Origin of the sequence: Paraburkholderia caledonica NBRC 102488, from assembly GCF_000685095.1 — a bacterium.
GTDB lineage: Bacteria > Pseudomonadota > Gammaproteobacteria > Burkholderiales > Burkholderiaceae > Paraburkholderia > Paraburkholderia caledonica.
This window is the reverse complement of the sequence record NZ_BAYE01000033.1, coordinates 12,568-29,156: the sequence shown is the minus strand read 5'-3', so window position 1 is coordinate 29,156 and position 16,589 is coordinate 12,568. Positions and strand designations below refer to the sequence as shown.

Annotated in this window: 14 protein-coding genes and 3 pseudogenes; 7 read left to right on the top strand and 10 right to left on the bottom strand. The window is 58.9% G+C overall.

The genetic code is table 11. The features are described from left to right. Position 1 precedes the first annotated feature (1 nt). From BCA01S_RS31835 to BCA01S_RS31820, 4 genes are all read right to left on the bottom strand, one after another. Complete coding sequence (locus BCA01S_RS31835) at positions 2 to 622, bottom strand: glutathione S-transferase family protein (protein WP_027780357.1); 621 nt, start codon at positions 620 to 622, stop codon at positions 2 to 4. 2 nt (positions 623 to 624) lie between these two features. Then, positions 625 to 1,671 (bottom strand): aldo/keto reductase, encoded by a 1,047-nt coding sequence (locus BCA01S_RS31830; RefSeq protein ID WP_027780356.1) that lies wholly within the window; start codon positions 1,669 to 1,671, stop codon positions 625 to 627. Positions 1,672 to 1,673: 2 nt separating this feature from the next. Beyond that, positions 1,674 to 2,222 (bottom strand): nuclear transport factor 2 family protein, encoded by a 549-nt coding sequence (locus BCA01S_RS31825; RefSeq protein WP_027780355.1) that lies wholly within the window; start codon positions 2,220 to 2,222, stop codon positions 1,674 to 1,676. Between the two features lie 79 nt (positions 2,223 to 2,301). Next, complete coding sequence (locus tag BCA01S_RS31820; protein ID WP_027780354.1) at positions 2,302 to 2,727, bottom strand: MarR family winged helix-turn-helix transcriptional regulator; 426 nt, start codon at positions 2,725 to 2,727, stop codon at positions 2,302 to 2,304. Positions 2,728 to 3,077: 350 nt separating this feature from the next. Between BCA01S_RS31820 and BCA01S_RS31815 the strand changes: the two genes are divergently transcribed. After that, the gene (locus BCA01S_RS31815) at positions 3,078 to 3,869 is read left to right on the top strand and encodes an alpha/beta fold hydrolase (RefSeq protein ID WP_027780353.1); all 792 of its coding nucleotides are present in this window, start codon (positions 3,078 to 3,080) and stop codon (positions 3,867 to 3,869) included. 215 nt (positions 3,870 to 4,084) lie between these two features. Here BCA01S_RS31815 and BCA01S_RS38245 read toward each other — a convergent pair whose 3' ends face one another. Continuing rightward, on the bottom strand, positions 4,085 to 4,237 hold the full coding sequence (locus BCA01S_RS38245; RefSeq protein WP_156955137.1) for a hypothetical protein: 153 nt from the start codon (positions 4,235 to 4,237) through the stop codon (positions 4,085 to 4,087). Positions 4,238 to 4,849: 612 nt separating this feature from the next. On the opposite strand from BCA01S_RS38245, the gene BCA01S_RS38240 reads away from it, so the two are divergent. Both BCA01S_RS38240 and BCA01S_RS38765 read left to right on the top strand, forming a co-directional pair. Continuing rightward, positions 4,850 to 5,392, top strand: coding sequence for an EF-hand domain-containing protein (locus tag BCA01S_RS38240; RefSeq protein ID WP_156955135.1), 543 nt, complete (start codon positions 4,850 to 4,852; stop codon positions 5,390 to 5,392). Positions 5,393 to 5,911: 519 nt separating this feature from the next. Further along, positions 5,912 to 6,290, top strand: a pseudogene (locus BCA01S_RS38765) (IS3 family transposase); the annotation flags it as partial. 253 nt (positions 6,291 to 6,543) lie between these two features. Here the strand turns inward: BCA01S_RS38765 and BCA01S_RS37575 are convergent. From BCA01S_RS37575 to BCA01S_RS31770, 4 genes and pseudogenes are all read right to left on the bottom strand, one after another. After that, positions 6,544 to 7,192, bottom strand: a pseudogene (locus tag BCA01S_RS37575) (acetyl-CoA C-acyltransferase); the annotation flags it as partial. A 295-nt stretch (positions 7,193 to 7,487) separates the two neighbouring features. Beyond that, positions 7,488 to 8,219, bottom strand: a complete 732-nt coding sequence (locus tag BCA01S_RS31780) for a dienelactone hydrolase family protein (RefSeq protein WP_027780349.1) — start codon at positions 8,217 to 8,219, stop codon at positions 7,488 to 7,490. Positions 8,220 to 8,452: 233 nt separating this feature from the next. After that, positions 8,453 to 9,418: an alpha/beta fold hydrolase gene (locus BCA01S_RS31775; protein WP_084167045.1), complete on the bottom strand. Its 966-nt coding sequence runs from the start codon at positions 9,416 to 9,418 to the stop codon at positions 8,453 to 8,455. Between the two features lie 81 nt (positions 9,419 to 9,499). After that, positions 9,500 to 10,144, bottom strand: coding sequence for a glutathione S-transferase (locus BCA01S_RS31770; RefSeq protein WP_027780347.1), 645 nt, complete (start codon positions 10,142 to 10,144; stop codon positions 9,500 to 9,502). A gap of 114 nt (positions 10,145 to 10,258) precedes the next feature. On the opposite strand from BCA01S_RS31770, the gene BCA01S_RS31765 reads away from it, so the two are divergent. Then, positions 10,259 to 10,822 (top strand): TetR/AcrR family transcriptional regulator, encoded by a 564-nt coding sequence (locus tag BCA01S_RS31765; RefSeq protein WP_027780346.1) that lies wholly within the window; start codon positions 10,259 to 10,261, stop codon positions 10,820 to 10,822. Between the two features lie 320 nt (positions 10,823 to 11,142). On the opposite strand, the gene BCA01S_RS31760 is transcribed toward BCA01S_RS31765, so the two are convergent. Further along, entirely contained in the window at positions 11,143 to 11,946 is an 804-nt protein-coding gene (locus BCA01S_RS31760; RefSeq protein WP_156955132.1) for a hypothetical protein, read from the bottom strand. Positions 11,947 to 12,189: 243 nt separating this feature from the next. Here BCA01S_RS31760 and BCA01S_RS31755 point away from each other — a divergent pair, with 243 nt between their 5' ends. The 3 genes and pseudogenes from BCA01S_RS31755 to BCA01S_RS31745 all read left to right on the top strand — a co-directional run bounded on the left by BCA01S_RS31755 (position 12,190) and on the right by BCA01S_RS31745 (position 15,827). Next, positions 12,190 to 12,819: a hypothetical protein gene (locus BCA01S_RS31755; RefSeq protein WP_027780344.1), complete on the top strand. Its 630-nt coding sequence runs from the start codon at positions 12,190 to 12,192 to the stop codon at positions 12,817 to 12,819. Then, positions 12,819 to 14,821, top strand: a pseudogene (locus BCA01S_RS35785) (TnsB C-terminal domain-containing protein). Before BCA01S_RS31755 ends, BCA01S_RS35785 begins: the two are co-directional and overlap by 1 nt. 28 nt (positions 14,822 to 14,849) lie before the next feature. Further along, a complete protein-coding gene (locus BCA01S_RS31745; protein ID WP_027780343.1) occupies positions 14,850 to 15,827 on the top strand; it encodes an AAA family ATPase in 978 nt (325 codons plus the stop codon). Positions 15,828 to 16,589 lie beyond the last annotated feature (762 nt).

Here is a 16,589-nt window from a genome sequence, read left to right as displayed (position 1 = left end):
TTCAGTCGAAAGCGATCATGCCACGCTCTACGCTGGACCTCGCCATCACGGCAGCGAACCATCGCTGAAGTTGCGGATACCGCGCCCAGTCGATCGACGGCGACTGCGCGGCCACTATGCTGACAGCAGCGATGTCTGCGAGCGTGAATGACTGCCCTGCCATGAACGGTGCGTTTTGCAGAAACCTCTCGCTTGCAAGGAGCATCTCAAGGCTGCGCCGTTCCATCAACCCTTGTCCCTCCTTGCACCCTTTGTTCTTCAGAAAGAAGGCCGCGTGGCTGGGCGCAATCACGTCAGTCACGAAAAAGAAGAATCGCTCGAGTGCAAGCGGCGCCGATGCATCCGTTTCGGGCGGTAACAACCTGCCTCCCGCTCGTCGCGCAAGGTAAAGAAGAATCGCATTGGACTGCGCGAGGACAAGCGGAGGCGCCGCCGACGAGCGAACTCGCAGCACCGGCACTTTTCCACTCGGATTCAGTGAAAGAAAATCTGGTGTGCGCTGCTCGCCCGCCCGAAGGTCGAGCTTCACGACCTGGTGGGCGATCGCGAGTTCCTGCAGCGCAATCGCCACACGAAGACAGTTACCCGTCTTCGCGCCATACAGGGTAACGTCGGCGGACATTGTCAGGGAGCCGGAGTTTCGGGCATGACGATGCGCTCGTACTGGCCGCCGGCCGCAGCTTGCCGGTACGCAGGCGCGTCAATCATCGACTGCGGAAAGATCGGAGCCAATGCACTGGCATCATCCAGCCGCTCGACGTGATGCTGCGCAAGCGTGAGCTTTGCAGCGCCAAGGTATGCCGATAACTGTTCGCTCGTCCGAGGTCCAATGATCGGCAGCGAACCCTTTAGCAAGACCCACGCTACTGCCACCTCGGATGGCGTGACCCCAAGCTCGGTCGCAACCGCAAGGGTGGCATCGACGATCGCCGTACGCTGGCCGGAATTTTCCTGCTGGAATACCGCACCGCCCAGTGCTTCAAGGCGGCCTTTCTCGCCCCGACGGTACTTGCCCGAAAGCAGTCCACCACCGAGCGGCGACCATGCCACCATCCCCAGTCCAAGGGCCTTGCCTGCCGGCATCAGTTCGTGCTCGGCTGTACGCTCGACCAGGCTGTGCTCGAACTGCAAGCCGGCGACTCGCGCCCAGCCACGCAATTCGGCGATGGTTGCCGCCCGCGCGACGCGCCACGCAGGGAAGTCAGACAGTCCGATATAGAGCACCTTGCCGCTGCGCACCAGGTCGTCGAGGCCTCGCATGATCTCGTCCGTTGGCGTGATGCCATCGTCAAAGTGCACCCAGTAGAGGTCGATGCGATCGGTCTTGAGACGCTTGAGGCTCGCCTCAACAGACAGGCGCATCGCGAGGCGGCTATTGCCCGTCGCCAAAGCGCCCGCGTTGGGCGCCGCAGCCTGAGTGTACTTGGTGGCAATCACGAAGTTATCGCGACGGCCCGAGAGGAGCTTACCGAGAAACTCCTCGGATTCGCCGAACTGATACACGTCGGCGCAATCCAGAAAGTTACCACCCGCGTCCGCATATCGGTCGACGATCTCGCGCGCGGCGTCGAGATCTGATCCGTACCCCCACCTGCCGCCGAAATTGGCTGTACCAAGAACCAGCTCAGACACGCGCAGGCCCGTATGCTTGCCGAAGAGACGATATCGCACGATTACACTCCTTGAAGTTTCGGGAGATACGGCGCCACCGAAACTGCCGACGTGTCGGCTGGCGTGAGGACACGACTGGTGGTCGAACCACCGATATAACGCTCATAGATCCTCCACCCCGTCGCCGTCTTGCGCAGACGGTCACGCATCGGCGAATACAGCCAGATCGCGGGCAGTCCGGCATCGCTGTGCATCACCTGACCCGCACCCAGTTTCGACGCATCCTCGGGCGAGGCATAGCGGATCAGCAGATTTTGATATCGCACAACCACGCCGTCTTCGTCCTCATCGACGATATGGTTTGTGGCATGACGGCCCACGCCAGGTATCAGATACGGATAATCATGCTCGAAGAAGCGTCGGATTTCGGTGTGTCCACTAATCGTTCCGTGAAAGTGGTACGCCACGGCGTCGGGCAGGAACGCCTCGATCATGGCTTCGACGTCCCATGTCTCGAAGAACCAGTTGACGCGATTGACGAAATCGACGGCGCTGGCACGGTCTTCGGCGCTGACCGTGCTCGTATGTGGGACGGAAGGAAAGGCTGACATGCAAGATCCTTGAAAGAGAATGTCTATCGAAATGAGGCAATTCAATATGTGCAATTGCACATCTACATCCAAAAAATTTTCAGGTCGCAAAAACGACGGTCAACAGACCTGCTCGCAGTGCAGTCGCTTCTTTGCGACCGACGCCGGCTTCGAACTCCGCCTGCGCTGCGCGCCAGCACGGCTCAGCTTCCGCCAGCTTCGCCTTGCCCGCAGCGGACAGCGTGAACGTCAGTGCCCCTTTCGGACCTTCCGCATCGCTCGTCAACCACCTTGCGTCCCTCAGGGGTCTGAGTGCACGTACTAACGTCGTCCGCTCCATGACCATCAGGTCCGCCAGATCGGCAACCGCGATTCCTGGATGCTCTTCAACGAGCGCAAGTATCGAAAATTGCGAGATCGAGATGCCCACGCCTGACAGGTGGCTATCGTAAATACGCGACATATACCTCGCAGCGCGACGCGCAGCCAGACAGTGACACAGATCGGGACCAGTGAGGGATTTCATGTCTCTTATTCTGATGTGCTATTACACATTTGTCAATGCTTCGTATAGCGGCACACGATGCTGCCAGATGCGTGCTTTTGTGCGGGGCCGCCTCCAGACATCGGCCAACTTTTCCGCACCCCACGCCTCGCCGGCCGACATTGCAACAGGCCGGTGCATACAGTCGTATCGACCATGGAAATCTTCTCTCTTATCTTTCGGACGCAATGTCATTGAAACCGGACGACATGCAATAGGCAGCGACCCTGAGGCCGGTTAACGTTCGCGTTGGCGTCGCGCTCGCCCTGATACTTTCTGTCGCTAGACGGGCGCGATATTCAAATCTCACTTCGCGTCCTAACGTTCCCATCATGAAGTCTTACATTCCGCGGCTCTTTGCCGCTCTTGTCGTATCGCTCGGTCTCGTCACCCTTGCATCCGTTGCGGCATGCGGCAGCTCTTCAGCGAGCACCACCGGCACGGTCGTACTGGTACACGGGGCGTGGGCCGACGGGTCTAGCTGGTCATCAGTCACGCGCGTATTGCAGGCGCGTGGTCTGAAAGTAGTCACTGTTCAGCTTCCTCGAACATCGTTAGCCGACGATGCCGCAACCGTCACCCGTGCCATCGATGCCCAGCAGGGGCCCGTCCTTCTGGTCGGACATTCCTACGGAGGCGCCGTCATTACGCAAGCCGGCAGCATTAACAAGGTTGCAGGTCTCGTTTATGTGTCAGCATTCGCGCCCGGAGACAACCAGTCGATCTCCGATCTGACGAGCCCATTCCCGAAGCCCGCCTGGCAGGCAGGTCTGGTACCCGACGAAGCTGGATTCCTTACGCTGAACACTGACACCTACCTGAGCAGTTTCGCACCGGATCTTCCGAAAGACACATCCAGTGTGCTCGCCACCGCTCAGGGACCGCTCAATGCGCGCTGCCTTACCGATAAGGTGTCTCAGGCCGCCTGGAAGTCCAAACCGTCGTGGTGGGTTTATGGCGACCAGGACCAGATCATTCCATCAGCGCTCCAGCAGGCCGAGGCAAAACAGATCGGCGCGAAGATTACGTCGATTGCTGGCGCGAGCCATATAGCACTGATGTCTCAACCTGCCGCGGTAGCCGCGGTAATTCTCGACGCGGCACGAGCCACTGGCGTGCTCTGACCGGTCGAGAAAGCATCAGCGCGGCGGAGTGACGCTCGCCGCGCCCGCCCTCTTGCGCAAGAGGCTCACGCAGTGCGAGCAGAGATATCATTTCCCTGACAACCTGAAAAATGATCACACGCAAAATAATCGCGGTAGGTACGATGCTTCTGTCGTCATTGCTACTTTCCGCTTGCATGGCAACCACATCCAGCCAACCAGCGACGCAACAAACCTCATCGATCAGCGCTTCCCCTAAAAAAAATGGCACGAGCAGCAGCGACGTAGATGACCAGCAGGATGAACATGCCGACAACAGGGAAAAGCATAACCTCGAGATTCTTCGCTTTGTGCGGGGTTTCTAGCAAGAGAGGAATGGCGGTCAGCACGAGCCTGATGCTTTGCTCTTTTGGTGAGGAGGTGATGCTTTGAGGCGAGTCAAGCCCTCTGGGTGAGAGTTGCCCTGCTTTTTGATCTGATCCTCCAGCAAAAATTCAGGAAGATTCAACGACGTCTTCTCTGCCAGCCGCGCAACCGGCTGCGGCGGCCCACGCCGGAGCCGCAGCCAGTTTCCTGCGCGAGCATTTCCCACCGGATACCGAACTGCAGCACCAACGCGATGCCAGTCAGCAGAGCGTCATCGCCTGCTGGCTTGCGTCTGAAACAGCTGTCGCGGCGGGGGTTTGGCGGCCGCAGCAACGGTGGCATCAGTTCCCCTCCACTCTTCATTTTATCGGTTTAGCGATTTTCTATTCGAGACGCGACACTGTCGATTTTGCCAAACCTTGAAGCTAAAGGTATGGCCGAGAAAAACAATAGATCAAGGACCGAAAAGGCTAAATCTTTTTGGAGTTTTACCGTAATCCAAATTGTAGGTGTCGTCCGCGCTCGGCAGACGGCTGTTCAGGCACTACGACACTTGCTCTTTAAGCAATGGTGTATTGCGCGCGGTCGATGAACGTCTCGGCCATTCCGGATAAACGCTTATAGGGACTTTAGGTATGTCAATCGATTCCGTCAGAAGCTCACTAACAATCCTCTTGCAGACGAACTCGGAGGCCAAGCGAAGCCCACGCGCTCCGATGGAGTCGCCCGATGCGGCTGAACTTGCCGACAAGAGCACACGTCAATCAGTTGTCGTCACTCTTAGCGATGGGACGAAAAAGCCGGATTCTTTGACTGCGACACCTCTGGCTGTCGCCTGGGCCCCTCAGATGTTCGTGCAAGGCGACTCAAGCGGTGATAGACAGCTTTCCAAAAGCGAGTTTGAAACGCAAATGAAACGCGCTGGTCTCGCGATAGACGCCGCCGACAAGCTTTTCAAAGCGTTTGACTCATCCGGCGATAGTCAACTGACCGTTTCGGAATACGTGGACGGCGTCAACGACAGCATCCGTGCGGGGAACGAGTTGTTCAATACACTGATGCATTCCTACACCCAAGACCCAAACGGAGGCATGCACAAGTCAGCGATTGATCGGTTTCTGAAGGCGGGCGAGGATGTAGCTTCGGCATACTGGAAGAATGCCCGCCAAACCGAATAGGCGAAAGGCTGCTCTTGAGGGCGCTGTCACCTTGCGTAGGTGGCGACGTGACCAGGCGGAGAGGCGGGTGGTAGTCACCGCATCGGCGCCACTTGCTGAACGTGCGGCGAGCCGCCTGCGGTAAGCGAGGTCCGTAGAATGTGGCGCTTGAGCGTTAGGTGCTGCTGATTCAAGCCAGAGCCAGACCGGAAGCGGCATGCGCTCACGCGTGCGTTGCTCACTGCTTTCGGCGCGATTGTTCACGCGGGCGTTTGCCCTGGCGAATACGTGTCTCAAGGTCAGAATGGGAGCCAGGACCGCCCCTGAACTGCGTGGCTGACGGCCACCGCCCGGAACTGGCAATGGCGATAGTCTCGGAGCCTTTTCCATCAAACCCAGAATGGTAGGCATCACTTTGCTCCGTATTGCGGTCACCGCCTACGACGGTTGCGACGAGCCACTTACCAAACAGGTGCATTGCTTGAGCGCAGTCCGTGCTACTCACTTTCGGCTCAGGCATATGATATTCGCGCGACAGATAACCAGCTACTCAGTCGTGAAGTCGCAGCACCCACGAATCGCCAAAAGAAGCCAGCACCAGACCATGAGGGTGCGGAACTGGAACAGCACGTCGAATCGCTTCGACGCGGCATCCGGCAGTTGCGGCACGACATCCTGAGGAAGGCGAACGAACTGATAAAAAAGAAACGGACGTCGACCTGCAACTCCTGAGCAACCGGGATAAGACGATGCCGGTTGATGGCCCGACACAAATCTACGCGTTGCCAGAGCTGTTAGCGTCTTGGGGCGAGCTCACAGCTCCCACATCTATCACCGTGCACGTCTGCTCATCGCTGACAAGTATGCTGGCGCCCGTCCTCGCGTCATCGCAGACATCCTCGAAGTCAATCACCGTTGTGAGCTTCGCTTGCCCCAGCTCGATCTTGTTCATGCGGCCGGTCGTCGGTCAGCGGCGCTTCCAGCAATGATTGCGGCGCAGCGGAGACGGAATTGGAGGGCGATGCTCATATTGAGGCGGTCGGCGACCCCGGGCCGGGTGAAAAAACGCGCCGTAAGTTCGGTCACGGCAGTCGCGCCTCTCGAACCGGTAGACGATCACCACGTCTCGATGGTCGCTGCCGGCAGAACGGCGCAACGAATGAAGCACGTCGTCAAACGGCCTCAAGCGCGAGCGCAATGCCTTGACCGCCGCCTATGCATAACGTGACGAGACCACGCCGCAATGCATCGCGGCGCATCGAGTGCGCGAGCCTCGTAACCAATACGGCGCCTGTTGCACCGACAGGGTGACCGTGCGCGATCGCACCGCCATCGACGTTGACGATATCTGCGGGCAAGTCGAGCTCTTTCATCACTGCAAGAGGCTCGGCCGCGAGGGCCCCGTTGATTTCGACCCTGTCCAATTCGTGCAACGACCAGCCCGCGCGTTCGACAGCCTGCCTGACGGCCGGTACCGTCCGATGCCGAACATCTCAGGCGCTACAGCGGCCACGACGAAGGCAGCAATACGCACCAGCGCATCCAGCCAGCGTTCGTCGGCGAACGACCGTGAGGCCACGATCATTGCCGCGCCACTGCTATGAGTCCTAGCGCGTTGCCAGCGGTGATCGTTCCGTCGCACCCGAACGCGAAGGAATCTGCAACGCAACGACCTCTTTGTCGAAGAGGCGATTGGCCTGCGCCGCGGTAAAGCGCTGTTGCGAATGCTCGGCCCATCGGTCGTGCGCTTCGTGTGTCAAGTCAAAGCGCGTCACCAGATCTTCTGGTATACCAGCCCGAGTGCTGGCCCGAGAACGCGTCGCTAGCTTTGCGACACAAACTGCACCGATGGAGCGGGGAATGATCCGCGTCGAGCACGTCGGTGAGCGTGATCGCGCCCGATTCATATGCATTTTCCGACAGATCACGGGCACGCTGGAGGCACCCCGCCAGTGCTTCGAGTTCCGACGCCCTCAGTTGTGATTGCGACAGCACCATGAACGCGTTCTCCACGTCGTCCACGGCGTGCAGCACAGCCAGCCGGTATTCGGCGATGGCCTCGGCGTTGCGCCCTTTCGCCGCTGTGCCGCATCGCGCCATGAAATACCGCAATTGCTCATGACGTACGTCTCACCGCGACTGGCTCCTTCCAAAGCGTGCGGCCAAAAAAGGTCAGTGTGCGGTCCCACGCGAGTTGCGCCCAGACCGGATCGTATTGCGTACCTGGTATGCGCCCATCGCCTACGGCGGTTTCATTGGCAAAGGCATGATGTGCAAGATAGCGATGGAATTCCGCCGAGACCCCACCGCGGGTAAACTTCCCCTCGAGCACATCGACACTCGCGGCAGGAAAGAATGCGTCCTGAGTGGCCCAGTGCGCCTGAATCGGCGCTTTGATGCTAGAGGCGTCCAAACGATTCAGTGGCGGGAATCCGTACCAAATAACGCCAGCCGTAAATTCGGGGACAGCGCTGAGGGCAAGAACCGTCAATGCGCCACCCATGCAAAACCCGGTTACACCGATATTTCGCGTGTACGTACTCAGGTATTGAACCGCGCCGCGAACGTCCTGAGAGATCGCATCGGCAAAGTCGAGACTACCCATGTAGTGGTGAGCCTCTTCCTCCTCGACTGTAGACTTTCCTCTATACAGGTCGGGCACCAGCGCGATGTAGCCCGCGTGAGACAGACGGTCCGCCACGCCCCGGATCTGAGAGTTCAGCCCCCACCACTCCTGGATCACAACGATTGCCGGTGCGCCTTCCAACTTCGCCGGATTAGCAAGATAGCCCTCAATGGCTTGACCGTCCGGACGGCAAAAGCTGACCATGGTTCCCACGCTGCGCATCTGGTTTCCTCCCAAAAATGATCGACAGTTGAAGTTAAGTGCGGCTGCGCTGGCTCGTTGCGTAGCCAACCGGCTTTCGGAGTCGCAGCAGAGGGCATTTACGTACCGCCTACGACCACGGATCCCGCGCGCATGAGAGATGACAAACTCCTCTCTCATCGCGGCGAGGCTTCTCCGTTGCTACCAGCTATGAGACGATGAACAGAGGCCCGCATCGGCTGTTGCATAAAGATTTAGTCTTCGCGATTGAGAAAGGCCGTGACGTCGGCCACAAAGCGCTTCGGGTACTGATACTGCGCCCCATGGCTCGAGTCAGGGTACAGAATCAACTGAGCGTTCGGCAGCTTCTCCTCCAAGGTAAACGAATTTACCGGATAGTGAACGATGTCGTGATTGCCGCCAACGATGAGCACGGGCTGCTTGATGTTTTTCAGGTATGTATCCGCATCAGCGCGAGGCGCGCCCCATGCCGCGAACGCCGCTACCTGGGCCGGTGCGACCTTATCATTCACGTCCGGGTCACGATCTCTCGAGCGAGCATGAAGGCGATTGAGGAATTCATGTCCCGCAGCGCGGCTCGCGTCTGATTGCGTGAAGAACACGTCCAGCAGCAGTTGATCGTTGTTTCCGCTGTCCTTCTTGATCATTTCCTGGAACTCTGGCGTAAGCGTGGCCATTCCAGCCCCGCCGCGGGGTCCACTCCCAACCAATACCAGATGTCGAACAACTTCAGGGCGCTCAACGGCAACTTCCTGTGCGACCAGACTTCCTAGAGAGAATCCGAGAAGATCAGCCCTTTTGATGTTAAGTGCATTGAGCAAGTCGATGGCGTGCCCTGCCATCCCCTCAACGGTCTTGGGAACTTCCCCCTCCGAACTGGCGACGCCAGCGTTGTCGAACAGAATCACCTCTCGGTTTTTAGCAAAACCGTCAACGACCGCCGGGTCCCAATTGTCCATGTTGCCCACAAAATGCTGGAACAAGACCAGCGGCACACCGCCGGGTTTTCCGAAACGACGATAGGCGAGCTTCGTACCATTTGCATCAATAAAGCTCGTCGGCGCTGTCTGATGCGCGTAGACGGCGCGCAGGTTCTGTCCTTCCCCTGCTGCATTAGATGGCGTAGTCGTGAAAGCGGCGGCTATAGCAAGTGCTAGCATCCCCGCTTTGACTGTCGAGATATGCATCGTTTTTTGCACTTCAGTACTCCTGAATTCAACAAATTAAAAATGTTCCGTACTGCGCTCCCAAAGCTGGCATGGTTTTGGGACGAACGCTCCTTACGCGGGATTCTTGACGGAAGACCGCTCGTCAACCCTTTGCCGCCAATTGAGTAGCGCGGTGCAATCCTCGGGGATCGGAATGTTTGCAAAGCCAGCGAAGAGAAGCCCCGCCCAAACGGTGATATCCGCCATTGAGAAGGATTCGCCCGCAACGTACGGTTGCGCCGCGAGGACCTTGTCAAAGTAGCGCATCCCCGCAACAGCCTTGTCGCGGGAGCGTTCACCCCATTCTCGGCGGCCCTCCCACTCAGGGCTCTTGTACGCTTGAAGCGCCGGTCCAAGACCGGGTGTCGCATGGTGAAAGTAGATCCCTACCGCATCGACCAGTTCTGACTCTGCGCGCTTCTGCATCATATGAACCAACGCCTTTTCTTTGGGCGACTTGCCCGTCAGCACCGGCTTGCCGTCGAGATTGTCAAGATATTCAGTAATGGCGGTGCACTCCGCAATGTACGTTCCGTCATCCAACTGCAAAACAGGCACGGTCCCGGTGGGGTTGATCCCGAGGAAGGCGACTTGCTTGTGTTCCGCAGCCGGCAGATCGACTTTGATGAACTCAACCTGGGACGCGAGACCTTTCTCCGCCAGCACGATCCGAATGCGAAGCGGGTTAGGAAAGCCGGGAATGTCGAAAATTTTCATGGTCGGTCTCAAAAGGAGTCATTACCTATCGATAGGTAAGTGAACGCACTTTATCTAAGCGTGATGGCGGTGTCAACACTTACGTATCGATAGGTAGCGTGTTATAGTTTTCAAATGACAACGGACACCAAACAGCGCATCCTTGCCGCCGCTCGACGCATGGTTCAGGCGCGTGGATACAACGCACTGAGTTTCCGGGATATCGCCAAAGAGGTGGGAATAAAGAGCGCAGGCGTCCATCACCACTATCCTACAAAGGGTGATCTAGGCGCGGCTTTAGCGCGCCAGTACACCGAGGCAGCGGTCACATTGCTGCATGACCTACTGGAAAGCTTTGATAACGAGCAGCAAACGCTGAAGCGCTATGCGAGCGTCTTCCGTTCAGCACTCGTGGAAGACAATCGAATGTGTCTTTGCGGCATCATGGCGGCAGAGCACCATGACCTTCCCGCCGAAGTTCGGGTAGAAGTCGATCGCTTCACCGAGGTAAACGTCGACTGGCTTTGTAAGGTTTTGTCTTTCAGGGAAGACGGAAGGGATCCCGAGTCTATTAAGCGCCACGCACTTGCAATTTTCGCGGCTATTGAAGGCGCTCAACTGGTCGCTCGCGGACGCGGCGACGTATCGGTCTTCGACGCTACGGTCCAGGCATATCGAAGTACCGGCCTTTTTGCGTGAACAGCGCAGGCGGTCCGACTTCATGAGGGCGTATCTGGGTTCATCTTGACATTGCCGGGTCGATGGGCGTTAAAAAGCCCCGAGTAGCGACTTGCACGCACGTCGGAAACTATTCGATGGACTCAGCTAAGTCGATGACGACTTCTTCCACGCGTCGCCCTAAAAAGCTGGTCAGCGTTTCCCTGCAGTCTCACCCATCAGACCTAATCGCCCTCCTCGCCTGATGCCGGAGCTGTTGCGCCGCACTTCGCGTGGCATCCATAGTCCGCTATGTACGCCGTGGCGATGGTGTCGCAATCAGCCTTGCATGGCAAGGATCACTATTCCTCATCCGATGCTGCGAAGACCGCAAGGGCCATCGCCGTCGCACCGATGCTCCCTTTGCGATCCACGGACAACGGGTCAGTCGATTTACGGGCGCTGTTGAAATTCGCTGCGCGCATGCGCCCCCCTGGCACGGCCGGCCATTCGTTCGGAGCTGAATCCTGGTTCAGAATAGTCGAATGTTGCTGGTAATGTCTCTCACCGACCTGTAGTTCTCCTGTTTTTGTAGTCAGACTGACGGGAGCCGGGGCAATCACAAGCCGGAGCCGGTTCCCCTCGGGATCTCCGCCTAGCACCACCCATTCACACTCCGGAAAGTCCAACACGGGAAACGGCATCCATACTGGTCCCGACATGGATACCGCGTCTGCGGCCTCGTTCAGATAGCAGGCAAAGCTGTCAAGACACGCCTGAGCCAAAATGTGCAGAATCACCCAGAGGTCGGTCGCCCTGCTCCACTTGGCCAAGCCAACCGGCGCGAATAGCGAGAGCCAGACAAGGACGCCGAGGAATCCATGCTCGCCTTTGACCTGCAGATGAGAAGGTACAGTTACGCCCTCCCATTTGGACCGCCACCGGAGCACTGCCTGTGCTACCGGACAGGAAGGTGTCGTTGTGCGTGCATCGAGCCGCCACACTAGATGACGGGCCGCTGTGACGAGGCAGGCGCGATGTCTGTTTCCGATGCGATGCATGACATATCGTTTGATCGCCTTGTAACACGCGACGGCATCCGTCAATATTTCGTCGCCGGTTTTTACCTGGGACGCCAGGAGCTCCGGCGCATTTTCGGTTGGCAATGCGTCCCGCGCCCCCCGGACTGCGCCGCCGCGGTCGCGGTGGCAAACCGACGCATAGTGACTGGCGTAGGACGTAATAAATCTGTCACCGGCCCTCGCCAGTAACCGCGGGCCAGAACGTCCGCGAGTTGACATTTTTATTTCCCTTCGAATCGGCATGAAAGTGTCAACTCGCATATGTCCGTATTAAATTTGCCAACTCGCCTCCTACACTTCGAATCCCGACTGTAGGAGGCTGAGCTCATGGCCGATACCCTTCACGTAACCTGGCCGATCGCACTTGCCCGTCCACGCGGTGCACACCGGTTCGAAGCCTTCAGCCCCAAGCTCGCGCGCCGCGTCATGTTCTACCGTCGTGCGTTGCTTGAGCAATGGTTACTGCTCGAAGCGAACCCGAAGGTGATCACCTTCTGCGAGCGGCCGGCCTATGTGCTGATCAACGAAGACCGTCACCTTGCCGATTTCTGGGTGCGCTACGTTGATCGCGATGAGTTGGTTGTACTAAGCGGATTGCTTGGGGCATTCGTAGACGCGTCACGGGCGGAGCTTGACACTTGCACCGCAGATATCCGGTTTGTCACATCTGCTGAGCTCGCCGCGGCACGTGCGTGGACGGATAACTGGCAGCGCATCCTGCCCTACCTTGTTGGGAACCGGGGCCTCGTGCCGGCGACGTTACCACCAGCCATCATGCAGTTCCTGGACGAACCCCGGCGACTGCTCGATATCGAGCGCGAGTTCCTGACCGGCGACCCGGTGATCGTTCGCGCTTCCCCGTTCGGCCTTCTGCACATGGGCCGCGTCAACGCTCCGGAGCTTCACACGCAACCTTTGTCGCTACTTACTACTTTCACCGCTGCGGAGGCGACATAATGAGCCGCCGCAAGCCGGAGTTACAGGCGATTGATCTGAACGCATGGCCCACTGTCGCCTATACCGGATTCGACGAACCAGCCCGCTGCAAGTTCGAGGCGCGCCGGCAGGCCATATTGCGCTATATCGCTGGTGAGCCCATCAGGGCCATTGAGAAATCGACACACTTCAATCGTCGCCAGTTGTACCGCTGGCTTGAACGTGCCCAGACAGTTCATCCTGACGGCCGCCCTTTCGGCTTCCGGGCACTCATCCACTACGTGCGCGTCGCCGAGTATGGACGAGTACAAGATGTGCGGGTCCGGGGCGAGCGCGGTAGGGCGTGGGGCGGCCGGTGCGTTCGCGCAATTGCTCGAACGCTATCCGACGCTGACAGGCTGGCTGTTGCTTCAGGTGAAGCAACGCAAGGTATGGCTTGAACAGATCCATACTGATGGGCACCTGCGCACGCGGCTGCGCGGTCTGGAATCGCTGCACGACAATTTTCTGCGTCAATGCCGGTCGGTCGGGTTGACGGCGGCCGACTACCCGCTGAACACGGCAGACCATGCGATCCGCTCACTTTCGCGACGGGTGAAGGCGGAGATGCTGCGAAGCTTCGGCTCGGCTGCCCGTTCTGCGGGCGCCACGCATCTCAAAGGCCTGCCGCGTGTTGACGACTCCGGTCCACCCGCGGCGGTCCGGCCATATCAGGTCGTCGAGTTCGATGGCCACCGGCTGGACGTCCGTCTCAAGGTGGTCGTGCACGATCCACTCGGCTTCGCGCATGAATTCGAGATGGAAAGAGTATGGCTGCTGGTGATCATCGACGTTTGCACGCGTGCCGTGATCGGATACCACATCGCTTTAGCCAAAGAATTCAGCCGCTACGACGTCATCAAGACCATCGAGAACGCCCTCACGCCCCATTGCCCGCGCACGTTCACGATACCAGGCCTGGCGTACGGACCGCACGACGGTTTCCCCTCAGGCCAGATGCCCGAACTGGCCTATGTGACCTGGGAGTGGATCAAGCTCGACAACGCAAAAGCGAATCTCGCTAACGAGACGTTGACGGCATTGTGCGAATTCGTCGGCTGCCTGGGCTGACGCCGGTCCGAAACACAGCCCCGACGAACGCCCCTACATCGAGCGATTCTTCGGCACGATCGCCAGTCGACTGTCTTCACGTTTGCCGGGATACACCGGTTCGCACATTCGCGACCTTCGCCGGTCGCTCGCGGATCCCAAGGGAGATTTGCGTCTCTATGTGTCACTTGATGAACTGGTGGAACTGGTCGAGTTCGCCATCTCAGGCTACAACGGCACACCGCACCGCGGGCTCAACAACGCCACGCCACTGGAAGCTATGGAGTACTTCGTGCGCGGCAGGCAAGCCATGCTGGTCTGGTTAGCAGAGGATAAGCGCAGGACGCTCTGCCTGATGCAATCGGCACGGCAGTGTCGCGTGCGTGTCTACCTCAATCAGGGGGTGCGTCCGCACATCAACCTTTTTGGCGTGCGCTACCCCAACCGTGTGCTCGCGACCAGTACTCACCTGATCGGGCAGCATCTACTGATCTACATGAACGCCGACGATCTGTGCTCCGTGCGCGCGTTCCTGGCCGACGGCATGGAACTCGGCGTACTCGAGGCGCAAGGCGCGTGGCGGGTTGTGCCTCACAACCTCAAGCTGCGACAACAGATTCTCCGGCAACCGGGCCGGCGGCGACGCAACGCCAACCTCGCTCCCAATCCGATTGAAGCCTACGTCGACGAGAAGATGAGGCAGGCAAAGAAGACCCGCAAGGCGGCGACAGAGCTGGCCCACGCGAAGCAATTGCTCGCATCGGCGCCGACCGTACGCACGCCGGTCGGTCCGCCCCGCCCGTCCGGGACAGATTCCGCCACACCGGACACGGCGCCAACGATGGAAGCTCAAATGGCCACGATCGTCGAGCTGTCATCGCGCGTGGCGGTACGACCGCGCAAGCTCTCGATCGGCACCGGCCAGGTGTTTTAACTCTGATGTTCAACTTGCGAGGTGAGTCATGTCGCTTAAGATTCCGCGTCCGGTCGATCCATCCCTGCACCCTCTCGTTACCGGCAACTATCGTCTTGCCACACCAGCGATCGAGGTGTTCTATGAACTCGCCACGCGCTGCCTGCGCTACCGCATCATGGGCGCGCTCATCTATGGGCCACCGCGGGTTGGTAAAACCCGCGCCATCGAGTACGTGCGGCTGCTCCTCGCCCGCGAGTACCCGAAGATCACCACCTACCATGCCCAGTGCGAGCACAAACCATGGCATGCAGAAGGGCCCTTCTTCGCAAACTTGCTGGAGGCGGTGGGCGATCATGCACCGAACGCCGGCACCAGTTCGGCCAAACGCTCGCGCCTGTCATTGCGAATTCGCGAGGCGGCCGCGCGCTCAGGAAGTAACGCTGTGATCCTGTTCTGTGACGAAGCCCAGCGGTTCAACGAAAACGAATACGAGTGGCTGCGAGACGTGCATGACGTCCTTGATCGCCAACAGATCAAGCTCTTCACGTTTCTCGTCGGCCAGGAGGAACTGCTTGCGCAGAAGACCGCATTGCAGCTTGCAGGCAAGACGCAGATCGTTGCGCGCCTCATGGTCGACGAACTCGCGTTTTACGGTATCCGGAATGCCCAGGATGTCGCCACGTGCCTGAATGGTTACGATCAGACGGCCTACCCGGAGGGCACACCCTGGAGCTTCACACGCTTTTACGTACCGGAGGCGTTTGACGCCGGCTATCGCCTGGTGAGTGACGCCCGCCAGTTATGGCAGACGTTCGAGGCTGCACATCATAAAGCGAGCTTGCCCGGCAACCTCGATTTGCCGATGGAGTCGTTCGTCCGCGCCGTCGAGATCGTCCTCAAGGAAAGCGAGATCAAGGATGCGCCGGGTTACAGCCCCGAGCCAGCTTTGTGGACCCACGCTGTTCATCATTGCGGCTATATCCAGTCCCGCCATGCAACCGGACGCGTGCTCGCAACAGCCTAGCTGCGAAGTGCTCGAGGCAGTGCGCTTCCCTATTCTGACATTTGACGAATGGCAGCACGGGCGGACGCCGGGCCGCGGGTTCAACCCTCATTGGCTCTTGCCAGGCGAATCCCTCGTCTCGATTCTGTGGAAATTCGCCTGCGCCAACGCACTGCCTGGCGATGTGCTGATGCGCACGATGTGTCCCGACGCTGATCCCCGTGAAGGGATGATCCCGCTGCGAAGCGCGCTCGACCCCAATCAACTTCGCCGACTGCTGGGACTACCTGTGAACATGTTGCGCACATCGTTGCTCGGCAGGACGTCGGGCGATCGGTACCACGCGGCTTTCAGGTATTGCCGGCAATGCGCGGCTCACGGCTACCATAGCGTGCTGCATCAGCTTGCAGAGGAACATCGCTGTGCGGCCCATCGGCAAGAACTTCGGACGCATGTCTGCAGTGCCGACGGCAGAGTCCGTTCATTATCAACAGCAGCGTGATCGAAGCGCCATTCCGCTGCGTCTGGTGTCGTTCCCACTTCTGCTATGGGCTCCTCCGGTCCGTTCGACGACGCCGGCGATGCGACGGCAGGACCGTCTCGCGATCCAGGATCGGATGCGTCTGCGACTCGGCAGGGATGCCTCGGGTGGGTCGAACGGGTAATCGCCGCGTTTCGGTGCCGTCCGCGGGGTGCAGACCGCCCTCTCTTTTGACGAACGGTTTATGGCGAAGCCAGTGGAAGGGGTTTGGCGCGAATGACGGTTAGTTGCACTTCTAGGGC

What these genes read in the sequence shown, in the direction of transcription:
- BCA01S_RS31820 (WP_027780354.1), bottom strand. Translation starts at nt 2,727, where the DNA reads ATGAAATCCCTCACTGGTCCCGATCTGTGTCACTGTCTGGCTGCGCGT.
- BCA01S_RS38240 (WP_156955135.1), top strand. Translation starts at nt 4,850, where the DNA reads ATGTCAATCGATTCCGTCAGAAGCTCACTAACAATCCTCTTGCAGACG.
- BCA01S_RS31745 (WP_027780343.1), top strand. Translation starts at nt 14,850, where the DNA reads ATGTCGCTTAAGATTCCGCGTCCGGTCGATCCATCCCTGCACCCTCTC.
- BCA01S_RS31825 (WP_027780355.1), bottom strand. Translation starts at nt 2,222, where the DNA reads ATGTCAGCCTTTCCTTCCGTCCCACATACGAGCACGGTCAGCGCCGAA.
- BCA01S_RS31770 (WP_027780347.1), bottom strand. Translation starts at nt 10,144, where the DNA reads ATGAAAATTTTCGACATTCCCGGCTTTCCTAACCCGCTTCGCATTCGG.
- BCA01S_RS31765 (WP_027780346.1), top strand. Translation starts at nt 10,259, where the DNA reads ATGACAACGGACACCAAACAGCGCATCCTTGCCGCCGCTCGACGCATG.
- BCA01S_RS31780 (WP_027780349.1), bottom strand. Translation starts at nt 8,219, where the DNA reads ATGCGCAGCGTGGGAACCATGGTCAGCTTTTGCCGTCCGGACGGTCAA.
- BCA01S_RS31835 (WP_027780357.1), bottom strand. Translation starts at nt 622, where the DNA reads ATGTCCGCCGACGTTACCCTGTATGGCGCGAAGACGGGTAACTGTCTT.
- BCA01S_RS31755 (WP_027780344.1), top strand. Translation starts at nt 12,190, where the DNA reads ATGGCCGATACCCTTCACGTAACCTGGCCGATCGCACTTGCCCGTCCA.
- BCA01S_RS31815 (WP_027780353.1), top strand. Translation starts at nt 3,078, where the DNA reads ATGAAGTCTTACATTCCGCGGCTCTTTGCCGCTCTTGTCGTATCGCTC.